This window comes from Hydrosulfovibrio ferrireducens (assembly GCF_046883345.1).
GTDB lineage: Bacteria > Desulfobacterota > Desulfobulbia > Desulfobulbales > Desulfurivibrionaceae > Thiovibrio > Thiovibrio ferrireducens.
The window spans coordinates 1-13980 of the sequence record NZ_JALKCW010000020.1 but is presented as its reverse complement, the minus strand read 5'-3'; the positions used below and the strand labels follow the sequence as shown (position 1 = coordinate 13980).

General features: G+C 55.6%; 13 protein-coding genes. 6 read left to right on the top strand and 7 right to left on the bottom strand.

The features are described 5' to 3' along the window. The 6 genes from MWR57_RS09115 to MWR57_RS09090 form a co-directional block, all read right to left on the bottom strand. Entirely contained in the window at nt 1–438 is a 438-nt protein-coding gene (locus MWR57_RS09115; RefSeq protein WP_423124500.1) for a response regulator, read from the bottom strand. A 243-nt stretch (nt 439–681) separates the two neighbouring features. Beyond that, nucleotides 682–1527, bottom strand: a complete 846-nt coding sequence (locus MWR57_RS09110) for an HDOD domain-containing protein (RefSeq protein WP_423124499.1) — start codon at nt 1525–1527, stop codon at nt 682–684. Beyond that, nucleotides 1524–2003 (bottom strand): chemotaxis protein CheD, encoded by a 480-nt coding sequence (locus tag MWR57_RS09105; RefSeq protein ID WP_423124498.1) that lies wholly within the window; start codon nt 2001–2003, stop codon nt 1524–1526. Before MWR57_RS09105 ends, MWR57_RS09110 begins: the two co-directional genes overlap by 4 nt. Nucleotides 2004–2060: 57 nt before the next feature. After that, entirely contained in the window at nt 2061–2921 is an 861-nt protein-coding gene (locus MWR57_RS09100) for a CheR family methyltransferase (protein ID WP_423124497.1), read from the bottom strand. A gap of 189 nt (nt 2922–3110) precedes the next feature. Next, nucleotides 3111–3614, bottom strand: a complete 504-nt coding sequence (locus MWR57_RS09095; RefSeq protein ID WP_423124496.1) for a chemotaxis protein CheW — start codon at nt 3612–3614, stop codon at nt 3111–3113. Between the two features lie 93 nt (nt 3615–3707). After that, nucleotides 3708–6017: a chemotaxis protein CheA gene (locus MWR57_RS09090; protein ID WP_423124495.1), complete on the bottom strand. Its 2310-nt coding sequence runs from the start codon at nt 6015–6017 to the stop codon at nt 3708–3710. A gap of 558 nt (nt 6018–6575) precedes the next feature. On the opposite strand from MWR57_RS09090, the gene MWR57_RS09085 reads away from it, so the two are divergent. Further along, nucleotides 6576–8096 carry a lytic transglycosylase domain-containing protein gene (locus MWR57_RS09085; protein WP_423124494.1) on the top strand — a complete coding sequence of 507 codons (1521 nt, stop codon included), beginning with the start codon at nt 6576–6578 and terminating at the stop codon, nt 8094–8096. A 37-nt stretch (nt 8097–8133) separates the two neighbouring features. Beyond that, nucleotides 8134–8952, top strand: a complete 819-nt coding sequence (locus tag MWR57_RS09080; RefSeq protein WP_423124493.1) for an SDR family NAD(P)-dependent oxidoreductase — start codon at nt 8134–8136, stop codon at nt 8950–8952. 92 nt (nt 8953–9044) lie between these two features. Here the strand turns inward: MWR57_RS09080 and MWR57_RS09075 are convergent, their stop codons facing one another. Then, nucleotides 9045–9347 (bottom strand): hypothetical protein, encoded by a 303-nt coding sequence (locus MWR57_RS09075; RefSeq protein WP_423124492.1) that lies wholly within the window; start codon nt 9345–9347, stop codon nt 9045–9047. Nucleotides 9348–9701: 354 nt separating this feature from the next. On the opposite strand from MWR57_RS09075, the gene MWR57_RS09070 reads away from it, so the two are divergent. The 4 genes from MWR57_RS09070 (at nt 9702) to MWR57_RS09055 (ending at nt 13826) form a co-directional block, all read left to right on the top strand. Continuing rightward, a complete protein-coding gene (locus MWR57_RS09070; RefSeq protein ID WP_423124491.1) occupies nt 9702–10211 on the top strand; it encodes a nucleoside deaminase in 510 nt (169 codons plus the stop codon). Nucleotides 10212–10222: 11 nt separating this feature from the next. Beyond that, entirely contained in the window at nt 10223–11230 is a 1008-nt protein-coding gene (locus tag MWR57_RS09065; RefSeq protein ID WP_423124490.1) for a radical SAM protein, read from the top strand. Between the two features lie 582 nt (nt 11231–11812). Beyond that, a complete protein-coding gene (gene hisF / locus MWR57_RS09060; protein WP_423124489.1) occupies nt 11813–13405 on the top strand; it encodes an imidazole glycerol phosphate synthase subunit HisF in 1593 nt (530 codons plus the stop codon). Nucleotides 13406–13598: 193 nt separating this feature from the next. Further along, nucleotides 13599–13826, top strand: a complete 228-nt coding sequence (locus tag MWR57_RS09055; protein ID WP_423124488.1) for an addiction module protein — start codon at nt 13599–13601, stop codon at nt 13824–13826. Nucleotides 13827–13980 lie beyond the last annotated feature (154 nt).

The window sequence follows — 13980 nt, the reverse complement described above, 5'->3', positions numbered from 1 at the left end:
CTAAAAATCACTCTCGCCGGCATCTTCCGCGCCGGGCTGCTCTTCAAGCCTGTGCGCGTAAGCCTTTTCCAGCACTTCGTACAGAATGGCCTTGATGGTCTCCGGCTGGAAGGGTTTTTTAACATAACCGGCAACCCCGAACTTTTGCGCCTCTTCCTTCCGGGCATCGCTGGCCTCGGTGGTAATGAAGATCAGGGGAATTTTCCTCAGATCCTCATCTTCACTGACCTTTTTCAAGAGCTCCATCCCGCCCATTTCCGGCATGTTGATGTCTGACAAAATAACATCAATCCAGGTTTCAGCCAAAATAGCCAAGGCCTCTTTGCCGTTACACGCCTCATGGAACTCACCGACAGGCACTCCGGACATGCTCACGGTTTTTTTGATCACGGCCCGCATGGTCTCAGAGTCATCTGCCACCAAAATATTGAAAGCCATCGCCCTCTCTCCCGCCTTCTTGAATTATCCCACTCTGGACATTCGTTGTCTTACGCCTGTCCTGTCCCCTGCTGCTCCAGCCGGACCAGTAGGCCGGCGCCTACGCAGGGGATGAATTTACTTTTGCCGAACCGTTGTTTGCACAAAAACGCAACCGCAGTGCCAACGGCGCCGAAATACTGTCTGGCATGCCCAACCGTGAAAACTTCCCGTGCAAGCACTGTTTTTTTTCACCTAACCCTTCTAAATATGAAAAAGTTCCTGAGCCCGATCGAGTTCCGTGAGAAGATTCGCCATGCAGAGCTCAAGATGCATTGGCGTAATGCCAAATCTTTTCAGCCCTCCCCCCTGCACTCTCACGGACAGGCCATCGGCGCCGACTCCGATCCCCATGCTGATCACCAGGGCATTGGCCAGGGCCACGATGGCGGTGAGGGGATCCTTTTCCAAGGCATCGGGTTCATGGTGTTGCAAAACCGCCAACTCTATCTCCTTGGGGAAATCCCATTGGCTCATGATCATCCCGCCGAGTTCGGCGTGGGAGGCTCCCAAGAGCTCCTTCTCCGCCTCGACAAAAGAGCAGTTGTCCTGAACCACCTTCATCATGATTTTCTTAAAATCATCGGCAACAAAACTGCTTAGAAACCGTTTGCCGATGTCGTGCAACAGCCCGGCGGTATACGCGCTTCCAGGCTCAACGCCCTTGACATAGTTGACCAGCTCCTTGGCCATTATGCCGGCGGCAATGGAATGCTTCCACAACTCGCCCTGATCCAGCTTATACCCCTCTCCGGCGGCGCCCTTATAAAAGCGGGCGCTGCTGCTGGTAATGATGATATCCTTGAGGGTGTCATTGCCCACGATAACCAATGCCTCATCCAAGGAAGAAACCTTGCGGGAGAGACCGAAATAGGCGGCGTTACAGATTTTTAGCACATTGGCCGTAATCACCTGATCGTATTGGATAACCTCGGCCAGGGCCGCAGCACTCACCTCGGAATCGTTCAGCATCTCCGAAACACGTTGGGCCACCTTGGGAAAAGGCGGGACATGCTTGACCAGGGAAAGTATCTCATCCAGACGGCTCATAACTCAAACTCCCCTCTTCCTGAAACCTTCAAGTGGGTAATCCCTGTTCCGATTTCCAAACTCACCGTGCGGTTCCCCGTGCCACCGACATCTTCCTTGGCGAGCATGATCTGGTTCTTCCAGAACATCTTGCGCAGAACCGCCTGATTTCGCTTGCCGATATTAAAGATCCCGGCGCTGTCCATGATTTGCGAGCCGCCGACCACCTTAACGATCAAACGGTTTTTCAGGGCTCCGAACTTGTACGTTTCCTTGAACAACCTGGGTATCCCGGTGTCCGCAAACATAAAGGGCTTGAGTTCAGCCTTTTCCTTGTCAAGGGAAGAATCCGGCAGCATATAATGCAGCAACCCACCCACCTTGGCCACCGGATCCCAGATCACCACGCCGATACAGGAACCGAGGGAATAGGTGATCAGGACATCCTCTGGCTTGTTGCTGACTTTCATGTCTGAAATGCCAACGATTATCTTCATGCGTTCTCTGTCCTGTAACCGTCATTGCCTCAGGCGTCTCCCCCAAGGCAACAACCTTCATCGCTTCATGTACGCGGTTGCGTCAACCTGGGTGAAATTATGCTTCAACCCGCTGATGCTTTCGGAGTGGCCGATAAAAAGATATCCGCCCGGGGTAAGCGCCTCATGGAATTTGCTCACCAGCTCCTGCTGGGTTTCCCGGTTGAAATAGATCATGACGTTTCGGCAAAAAATAACATCAATGGCCGCACGCCAAGGAAAATCGCCCATGAGATTGAACCGGTCAAAGTGCACCATCCTCCGAAGTTCATCCTTCACCTTCACATAGCCATCGGAGTTTCCCACCCCTTTCTGGAAATATTTTTTCAAGAACGGCGTGGGAACCTTGGTCACTCTTTCATCGGCATACACGCCTCGCTTCGCCTGGGCCAAAACCCGGGTGGAGATGTCCGTGGCCATGATGCGGTAGCGCATCCCCGGATGGCGGCTGACAAAGTCCTCCACCACCATGGCCATGGTGTATGGTTCCTCCCCGGAGGAACTGGCGGAGGACCACAGAAGAATCTCCTTGCTTTTCCCCCGCCCCTCCTTGACAAAGGCGGGCAAAACCGTGGAGCTCAAGATTTCGAAATGGGAATTTTCCCGGAAAAAAGAGGTGAAATTAGTGGAAACGTTGTCAATGAGATGAACAAGCTCATCCCCGGACCTGTCGTTGATGACATACTCATAGTATTGCTTAAACGACGTTATTCCGGTGGCTCGCAGCCGCTTGCCGAGGCGGGCGTTCAGCAGCTCCTTTTTTTCCGGCTTCAGAAAGATCCCGGTTTTTTCATACACCAGGTCGCTGAATTTCTGAAACAACCCGTCGTTGAGCTGCTGATAACGAATATTGCTTGGTCCTTCACTGTTCAATACCACAAAGCCGCTCCCTTGTTATCCTTGCAGAAGATTCACTTCCCCTCTGCAATCAGATACAACTCTTTCTCGGCCTGCGACTTAGGTTTGCTTACCGCACAACAATCCCCACAGCCAAGCCCCACTGGTTCTGCCCGCCCCCCACAGGCAACGCCAACACCTCTTCGGAAAGCTTGCTCGCTGTACTGGGTGTTACTGGGCGGCGAACTGCTGCAAAAGCCCTTCGCCAACAACCCTGTCCACATCGAGCAGGATCTTGACCTCGCCTTTGACTTTAGCCATACCCAGAATATTTTCGGTTTCCGACGAAGAACCCAGGGAGGGCGGAGGCTCTATTTCAGCGGCGGCGATATTCAAAACCTCCGAAACCGAGTCCACAACCATGCCCACCTGCACCGGAGCGGTTTGCCCCTGCACCTCGACCACGATGATACAGGTTCTCTCGTCATATTCCTTGTGGTTCATATTGAATTTGAGCCGCAAGTCCAGCACGGGAATGACCTTGCCCCGCAGATTGATAACCCCCTTGATATACGCCGGGGTATGCGGCACAGCCGTAATCTCCATGACCCCGATTATCTCCCTGACGCTGAGAATGCCCACCCCGTAATCCTCGTTTCCCAAGGAAAAGGTGAGGTATTTCCCTGCCAGTTCGGCCCCGGGGCCTAAATTCTGCGCTACGCTTGCTGCTTCCATCAACATCCTCCTTTTTCATGAAAGACCCACGGGGCGATTGCTCCGCCCCTGGGGATGAAAACATTCCCCAATTCCGCCTGTTTGCGAAAAAACTCAATCAACCTTGCTGGCCATGACTCCAGCCAGGTCAAGGATAAGCCCAACCCTGCCGTCGCCAAGAATGGTGCCGCCGGCAACGCCTGGCACATCAAGGCCGCCGAGGTTCTTGATGACCACCTCTTCCTTGCCCAGAAGTTCATCAACCATCAAGGCGCGACGCCGCCCCTCGTTCTCCACCACAACGACAATGGCATCACAGGGGTCGGTATAGGTAGGGGCTACGCCAAAAATTTCATACAACCTGATAATGGGCACCAGATCGCCGCGCACCAAGAGATTCTCTCCTCGGCCATGCACGGTGCTGTAGTTTTTCTCCTCGGGATGCATGGACTCCTGAATGGCAATGGTGGGAATGATATACCGCTCACTGCCGACCCGGACAATGATCCCATCGATGATCGCCAGGGTCAAGGGCAGACGGATCACGAAGAGGGAGCCCTTGCCCGACTGGCTTTGCACCTCCACCTTGCCCCGCAGTTTTTCCACCGCTTTTTTCACCACATCCATGCCCACCCCGCGGCCGGAAACATCGGTAATCTTGTCCGCTGTGGAGAACCCTGGAAGAAAAATAAGGTTGTTCAATTCAAAATCAGACAGGGCATCGGATTCACTGATCAATCCGCGTTCAATGGCTTTTTTCCTGATTTTCTTGGTGTTGAGGCCCTCGCCATCGTCCTCGATCTCGATCATCATGCTGCCGCCCTTCTGGTAGGCGCGGAGATAGACGGTGCCGGTTTCCGGCTTGCCGAACTGCGCCCGGTCGGCCGGGGGAGAGATGCCATGGTCCACGGAGTTTCGCATCATGTGGACAAGCGGATCATAGATCGAGTCCACCATGTTACGGTCAATCTCGGTGTCGGCGCCTTCCATGATCAGGTCAACCTTTTTCCCTGATTTTTTAGAAAGATCCCGGACCAACCGAATCATTTTGTCAAAGGTTTGCTTGATGGGAACCATGCGCATGGACATGGCCGTGCGCTGCAGCTCGGAGGTGATCCGGGTCAGTTGGGAAAAATCCTTGGTAAGCTTGGGGTCGGCGATCCGGGAAACGAGCTTGTTCTGGCGAACCAGCGATTGCATGATCACCAGCTCCCCCACCGCATTCACCAAGGCATCGAGTTTTTCCACGTCCACCTTGATGGAGGCGCCGATTTTCTTCGGGGCAGAATCAGCAGAAGCGCGGGCGGCTGGACTCGCCGGGGGGGCAACCCTCGAAACGGAGGCAGGCTGGACGCCCCCCCGAACGGTGGCCGGCCTGGCCGGAGCAACGGGGGCTTCCTCCTCGACGGCGGGAGGTTCAGGCTCTTCCTCGGCATCGAAAACCTCCGGTTGGGAAACCGGCTCTGGAGCAGAGATCTGTTCAACCGGCGGGGCTTCAGCCCCTCCCTCTTGCAACTGGGTAATATTAACCAGAAAACCGCTGATATCGATATCCTTGTAATTGGCCGGCCCATTCTGCAAGACATCCTTGATGTCTTCAACCATGGATTTCAGCGCGTCACCGACGGTCAGGACGATGTCGATAACCGCGGAATCCATGGGCCGCTTGCCATTGCGCACATCATCCAGCAGATTTTCCGTGGCATGGGCAAGCCTGTTGATGGTTTTCAGGTTAAGAAAGCCGGAGACACCCTTGATCGTATGGAACGGCCGGAAGATATTATTAATGATATCCTGGTCATCCGGACTCTGCTCCAGTTCGAGCACGTTGACTTCGATGGATTCAAGATGCTCAAAGGCTTCCTCGATGAACCCGGCAAGCAGGTCCGTGTCTTGCAGGAAGTCGGGAATTGCCTCCTGACCCGGCCCGCCGCCCCCAGAGGGTTGCGCCGGACCGGAATCGTGCGGAGGTGCGGCGACAAGGCATTCTTCCTCGGCCTGAAGCCCGTCTTCCTCATCACCTTTCCCGGCAAAAGCCGCGTCTGTGCCGCCCAAAAGCGAGGAGGGATCCACGGCAAGGCCGATTTTTTTCATGTTATCGCAGAATTGGGCAAGAATATTTTCGCCGGGATGTCCCTCTTTTCGGGCAGATTCCTGCATTTCGGTGATGCACTGACCGAGATACTCATAGTTTTCCGCGGAGTCGGCCAGCTCGCCCATGATAAATTTTTCAAGAGCGCCCTTGAACGCGGTAGCCATTCGCTGGATAACCACCGGCGTATCCGCGGCTGCGCGCCCTGGCAACAACTGTTCTATCAGGTCAAGCAACTCTCCCACAATGGAAAGGTCACCCGGTTCAATCATCAGAATCTTCAAGGCCATTTCATCGAGAAGATCCGACAATGGTTTATGACCATCTGCCATACATGCACTCCTTGCAAAACGAAAAAAATCAACGACCCACAGGAAACAGCGTCCGCTTCCCCAGAAAGCAGGGAGACAGTATCATATTATGCTTCCATCCTGCTCAAACATCAATGAATATTGCAAGTTTTTTCTTGCCACGCCACGCAATGGAGCCAAAGGGCGCCAACATGTCGCCCCTCTTTTCCCACCATAACGGTTGATTAAAAATCTCGCAGCGGAGTTTTCCTGAAAATGAGCAAACTCCGCTTCCACGGAAACGAAATCCATGTTGACGCGAGAAGCGCCCCCCTGCTCCACCCAAAATCGAACACGACTTAACTTGCTGAAATAAATATATAAATAGCGGCAACAAAGGCGCAACGTCCTGTTTTTTGATTGCAGGAAAGGAGGTTGTCCTGTAAAAGTGGCGGAGCGTTATTTTGGTATAGTGCAAGAATTTCCCGATGGGAAAACCCAGCATTCTTTTGATCAGTCTGCATGAGCCACTCTATGATTTTCCCCCAGGCATACCGGATTGGTTGACGCCTGAAAATTTACCACGCAGGGAAACACTGCTTGCATACCCATTCACGGATTTTCAGGGTCACACTTCCTCTCTGGCCCAGACATTTTCTCATCCTGACCGTTGCCGTCCTGGTTCTGGGGAGCTTCGCCGCCTGTGCGCCGCTGGAGCATCACGGCCCTGCCGTGAGTACCGTGGAAACCATGCCCAGCCGCGAAAAACAGAGAAATTCCCCCCCGCCGGAGGAAAAATCACCCCTGGCGAAGGCGGACCCTCACGCGCTCAACCTTGCAGTAAGCCCGGAAATACGGGAACTATCACAACTCAGCGCCTGGGATACGCTTCCCTTGCTCGACGCGGAAGAAGAGGCGGCACCCTACGATTTCCCCCTCGCCATGAATAACCAGGTGGAATATTACCTGGATTATTTTCAGAACCGTCATCGCAAGACCTTTGCCAAATGGCTCGCCCGCTCGTCCCGCTATCTGCCCATGATAAAAAAAGAGCTTTCCCTGGCCGGACTACCCGAGGATCTTGCCTACCTTCCCATGATTGAAAGCGGCTTCAACCCCACGGTTTCGTCCCATGCCAGCGCGGTGGGCACCTGGCAGTTCATGCGGGCCACCGGCAAGAGTTACGGACTGGAGGTCAACAAGTATGTTGACGAACGGCGGGATCCGGTCAAATCGACCAAGGCGGCGGTCGCCTATCTCTCGAACCTCTACAAGCAGTTTGACTCGTGGCATCTGGCTGTGGCCGCATACAATGCCGGAGAAGGACGAATCAAACGGGCCATGAAGCAGTCCGACACCGAGGATTTTTGGGAGATCGCCCAGAGCCAGTATATCCATTCGGAAACAAAGCTCTATGTCCCGCAGCTCATCGCCGCCATCATGATTGCCAAGGATCCGGAGAAGTACGGGTTTGACGACATTGATTACGACGAGCCGCTGGAATACGACACTGTCCGCGTGCCCCGAGGAACTCCGATCAAGGCGGTCGCCCTGGCTTGCAATCTTCCCGATGAGGAAATTCTTGCCCTCAACCGGCATCTGTCCAAGGCCATCACCCCGCCTTCCGAAGCGGATTACCCGTTGCGGGTGCCGCCTGGCACGAAGGAGTCGGTGATCGAGAATCTGCCCAAGGTTCGCGTGGTCACGGTCACCAAGTTCAATACGCACGTGGTGAAACGCGGGGAAACCCTGACCACCATCCGCAAAAAATACAAGCTGAGCAAAACCACCCTGTTGAAGGCCAACAATCTTGAGCAGGAGCGGCTCTCCCTGGGGCAACATCTGAGAATCCCCTATCAAACCACCGACTACAAACTGAGCGATGAACCGTTTCACCTGGACCGGAATGTCGCCTGCATCCCCCTGCTTTCCTTGAGCGTGGAACCCTCCGGCCCTCCCGTCGGCAAGAAGAAAAAATCCCGCGGCCTTACAAAGAAAAAATCACAAAAAAAAGCTGCTTCCCCTTCGGCAAAGGGAAAAAAATCGCCAGTCAAGAAAGAAAAGAAAAAGAAATCTCCGGCACCCTTGCCCAAGAAAACCGGCGCCGGCAAAAAGGGTTAATCCGTTCCCCGGCTATTGCCAGAGGCTTGGATCGCTGATGAAACTTCAAGGCAAAACAGCCCTTGTTCTCGGAGGGGCAAAGGGGATCGGCAAGGCCATCGGTTTTGCCTTGGCCAAGGGTGGAGCCACGGTTGTGCTTACCCACCATGACTGGCCGGAAGAAGCAGCCGCCATGCGGGATGAGCTTGCCGCCCTCGGCGGGGACCATCTGGCGATCAAGGTCGATCTGCGCGACCCGGCCGCCATCCAGGAGCTTTTCGCCACCATCCAGACCCGCTACGGCGGACTCCACATCCTGATCAACAATATCGAACGCGGCGGCATGCCCATTGTCCACGGCCATTACACCCCGGAGCAATGGGAGCTTGAGATGGCCACCACCCTACGGGCCAAATGGTGGGTCATGCGTTCCGCCCTCCCGCTTTTATGCGAAAATCCCGAAGCCGCGGTTATCACCCTTTCTTCCATCGCCGGGATTGTCGGCCGCTGCGGCCCGGCTGGCCTCATCTTTAACGATGGCTATTCCGCGGCGAATCGCGCCATCTCCTCCTTTACGGAAACCTGGGCCAGGGAAGGCGCGCCCAACGTGCGGGTCAATGAGTTGATGCTGGGATTTTTTGAAACCAGACACGCAGAGCAGACTCGGGGCTGGGGGCTGCTCAGCGCGGAGCAACAGGCCGCGATCCGTGAGCATATCCTGCTCAAACGGACCGGGAAAATCGAAGAAATCATCGCGGCAGTCTTCTTTCTGTTACAAGACGCCACTTACATGACCGGGTCGGTGCTGCGGATGGACGGCGGCTATGTGCTGGGCGGCGAAAAAATCCCGCCCATGCCAAACGAGGTGAAAGGATAAAGGTGCTAGGTTAAAGGCTAAAGGTTTGAGACAGAAATACCACTATTCGTTGAAATTAGTCACCTTTCACCTTGCCCCTTTCACCTTGCCCCTTACTTCTTGTCGAGCCCCATTTTTATAAGCAGATCTTCAACCGCCCATTTCGGGATCTGATGCAGAATCAGCTCCACGGCCTTGGCCTTCATGTCGTCGTCGTTTTTGGGGACGCCGCCCTCGGTGGCCGCCATTTCGGCAAAAATATCCTCGGCGTCGAACCAGCAGAGCTCCTGGTCGTTGGTGCCATACACGGTCAACACCCGCCGGTTTGTTTCTTGGAGGTGCTCCTCTTCCATCACCGCGCCGACCAGTTTCTTGGCCACCTCATAGGGGATGCATTGCATATCTTCCGCGCTCATCGGTTTCTCCTCGCTTTTTTTTGATTTTCAGCCGTACTCACTACCTTATTTTTGGGCGTTTTTCAAGCATTCCCTGATCCTCGTCAGCATGGTGTTTCGCCCGCTTTCCGGCTTGACGGCTTCCGGGCAGACTGGTAAGACAAAACCACTTGAGCCTCTTGCAAAAATCCAAAAAGTTCCCTCCCCCTCGGAGTCTGCGCTTACCTGGCGGGGGAGGGTTAGGGTGAGGGGGAAACAACTATGAAATCGGCAGGTTGCTTGTTCACCCACCCCCTGACCCCCTCCCGTCAAGGGAGGGGGCATTCAATTTGGCAGAATTTTGCAAGAGGCTCACTTCTCACTTAAAGGTTGCCCATGCAGCACGAAACATTCATGCACCTTGCCCTGCAACAGGCACGACAGGCCCTGGCCAGCAACGAATTTCCCGTGGGCGCCGTCATTGTTGCCGGAAACGAACCGGTGGCTTTCGGCAGGCGCGCCAACAGCCGGAACGAAACAGCCAACGAGCTGGATCACGCCGAGATCGTCGCCCTGCGGGATCTGCTGGCCCGCAGGCCGGATATCGCCCGAGACTCCCTCACGGTCTATTCCACCATGGAGCCCTGTCTCATGTGCTACTCCACCATGCTGCTCAACGGCATCCGCACCTTTGTCTATGGGTATGAAGACGCCATGGGCGGCGGCACGAACTTACCGCTCACCCATCTCGCCCCCCTGTACCAGGCCATGGGGCCGGAGGTGCATATCCTGCCCCATATCCTGCGCCAGGAAAGTCTGGACCTTTTCAAATCCTTTTTCACCGGCCCGGAAAACAACTACTGGCAGGGCAGCCTGCTGGCAGCATACACCCTGGCCCAACCCTGAACGGCCCCCGCATGAACCAGCCTGTCGCCAAGACCCTGCATTTTAAGCCGCACGAACGCAATATCTTCTTCCATATCCTGACCGCGTGCAATCTCGCGTGCAAACACTGCTACATCAACCCGGCCCAGCACGGCACCGCGACCGTTTCCCGCGAAACCATGGAGCAATGGCTCACCCTTTTTTATGATCCCAAAAAGGAGAGCAACGTCATCTTCCTGGGCGGCGAGCCGACCCTGCACCCGGACCTGATCCACGGCATCCGGCATGCCCGGGCCCTGGGCTACAAAACCATCACCGTGGATTCAAACGGCTTTCTGCACCACGACCTGCTCAACCGGCTCAAACCCGACGAGGCCGTGCTCAGTTTCAGCCTGGACGGGCCGACTCCGGCGGTCAACGATGCCCTGCGCGGGGAGGGGGTTTTCGCCATCTGCACCGCCAATCTGCACAAGGCCATTGGTCTGGGTTTTGAGGTGAGCGTGATCTACACGGTGAGCCAACTGAATATCCAGCATCTGGCGGCCATGCCCGAGCTGTTGGAGCGGTTGGGCTGCAAGCGGTTCTTCATCCAGGTTATCGGGTTGCGCGGCAAATCGGCCAGCGAACAGGAGGCAAAGCTGCAGGTCTCCCCGGAAGAGTGGCTGGCCGTGATCCCCGGAGTGGCCAAGGATGCGGCCCGCAGGGGAATCCATGTCATCTATCCCAAGGTTTTCCTGGAGCCGGGGGAGGAATTTCAGTGCGCGGGCAATGTGGCGGAGAGCTACTTCATCTTCCCCAACGGCCGGGTCTACCTCTGCCCGCTGTGCGAGGATTTCCCCCTGCACACCTTCCGCATTGAAGACAACTGCCTGATTGAAAACAGCGGGATCACCGAAAAAAAGCTTTTTTCGCTGGACATCCCCGAGGGCTGCGTGATGAACAAACTCCTGCAACCCGGCAACCTCGAATACCTGCCGGACGGCAGCCCGCGCCACCGAATCTCCTGCTGCCTGCTCAAGCAGGAAATCCGGCCGAAATAGTCAGAACACCGCACGCAAAAAAGGCGGCCGGGCTTGCGCCGCAACCGCCTGTACAAATTTTCGCCACATGTTCGTTCGGCACAGCCAAGTCATTCCCGCGCAGGCGGGAATCCATGCAACCTGGCTAATTCCTCTGGATTCCCGCCTGCGCGGGAATGACGTCAAAAAACCGGCTGCAGATTAGTGGCAATCAAAAACAGCATTGCCAGAAGCAGCCGCCTCCGCCTAATCATTGCGGGGTGAATTTGGTCTTTTCGCTTTTTTTGGCCTGCTTGGCTGCCTTCTTTTCCTTCATGCTCTTAGCCGGTTCCTTTTTGACTGCTTTTTGGGTGTCCTTGGCTTTACTCATGATTGATGCTCCTGATGGTTGAGGTTAGGTCCGCACCGCGACCGGCGAACTGCAATGCCATGGAGGCGGCGCAACACATGCTTTCATCATGCCTTTTTCCGCTCATTATCGCAAGCATTACGAACACGAACCAAGGGGAAAATTCCCCATTGTTGCCTGCGCGCTAATCGTCTAATATAGCGTCTTTCCTTTTCGCTCTCGGGGACGCATCCCCTCTTTTTTTGGGAACAGCCATGAACATAACACTTCTGGACTACGGGGCCGGCAATGTCCGCAGCGTCCGCAACGCCATCAAAAAACTCGGCTTCACCGTTACCGACGCCAAAACTCCGGCGGATATCCTGGCCGCGGAAAAGCTGATCTTCCCCGGGGTCGGCAGCTTTGGCAGCGCCATGCAGCGGCTGCACCAATTCGGCTATGTCGAGCCCCTGCTGGAATACCTCCGGGCCGACCGGCCATTCCTGGGCATCTGCCTGGGGCTGCAAACCCTGTTCGAAGGAAGCGAGGAGGCCTTGGGCGTGGCCGGGCTGGGGATCATCAAGGGCCAGGTCAGAAGATTCACCGAGACAACCCTTTCGGTGCCGCAGATCGGCTGGAACGGCATCAATATCAGAAAACCCTCCCGGCTGCTGGCCGGGTTCGCGGAGGAGAAGCTCTACTTTGTCCACTCCTACCGGGCCGCCATCGAAGCAGGCAACGAGGAATGGGTGCTGACCACCACCAACTACGGCGAGGAGTTCATCAGCTCGGTGCAGAAGGGCAATGTGGCGGCCTGCCAGTTCCACCCGGAAAAAAGCGGCGCCGCCGGGCTTATGATCCTTAAAAACTTTTTGGAAGCCACGGATCTTTCCGCTGTGAGCCCCATGGAAATCTCCACCGCCCCGGCGGAAACCCGGCTCGCCAAACGGATCATCGCCTGCCTCGATGTGCGCAGCAACGACAACGGCGACCTGGTGGTGACCAAGGGCGACCAGTACGATGTGCGCGACAAGGGCGAGGTGCGCAATCTCGGCAAGCCGGTGGAGCTGGCCCGCCGCTATTACGAGGAAGGCGCCGACGAAATCACCTTCTTGAACATCACCGGCTTCAGGGACTTCCCCATGAAGGATCAGCCCATGCTTGAGGTCCTGCAGCGCACCTCGGAGCAGGTCTTCGTGCCGCTCACCATCGGCGGCGGCATCCGCGAGTTCACCGACTCCACCGGCAAACACTACTCGGCCCTGGACGTGGCCTCGGAATACTTCCGCTCCGGAGCCGACAAGATCTCCATCGGCAGCGACGCGGTGCTGATTGCGGAGGAATACCTGAAAACCGGCAAAAAGTCCGGGACCAGCTCCATCGAGCAGATTTCGGCGGTGTACGGCAACCAGGCCGTGGTGATCTCCGTTGATCCGCGCCGGGTATACGTAAAATCGCCGGCTGACACCCCGCGCCACACCATCAAAACCAAATTCCCCGGACCTAACGGCGAAGAGTATTGCTGGTATCAGTGCACGATCAAGGGAGGCCGCGAAGGCCGCGAGGTCGATGCTCTGGAGCTGGCCACCTCCTGCGAGGCCCTGGGCGCGGGGGAAATCCTCTTGAACTGCATCGACAAGGACGGCACCAATTCGGGCTTTGACCTCGAATTGATCAATCAGGTGCGACAGGCGGTTTCCATCCCGGTCATCGCCTCAAGCGGCGCAGGTCGGGTGGAACATTTCTCCGAGGTCTTTGCGGAGACCGGGGCCGAGGCCGCCCTGGCAGCGGGGATTTTTCACCGACAGGAGGTGCCCATCAGCGCGGTGAAGGCGCATCTGCGCGAAAAAGGGATTGAAACGAGGTAGCTTTCCCCTTGAATGGGCGACCGATGGCAATGAGCAGGATGAGCTAAACGGAACTTCGCTTTACTTTTTCTTTAGTGTTCCATATTCTGTTAAAGAATGTCGTACAGGTGGAAATCAGTCACCAAAAACCTGATGGCGTTCATCCGAATTCGGCATTCCCCTCGAATTCAGGGGAGAAAGGAGTCGTGAAACTATGGCTGTTACAGTAGAAAAAATTATGCATGAGGCCATGGGCCTTCCCCCTGCACTCCGGGCGTTTGTGGCCGAAAAACTGATAGAGAGCCTTGACATGCCTGACAATCCCCTGTCGGCGGAATGGCAAGAAGAAATTCGGCGACGCTGTGCTGAAGTTGACAATTCCGCAAGCCAGCTACGCGATGCAGATTCCGTATTCAAGAATGCCTACGCCTCGCTGACATGAAAGCGGTCGTCTTTCGAGGGTGTAAAAAGGATTGTGTAAATGGCCATTCCGGGGGTAGAAAAGTTCGCCCCCAACCAAGGAGAGAGATATGGCCATTTCCAAAGAAGTGCTTGACCAACTGATTGCCGATTACAAAAAGCCGGAAGACCTGATC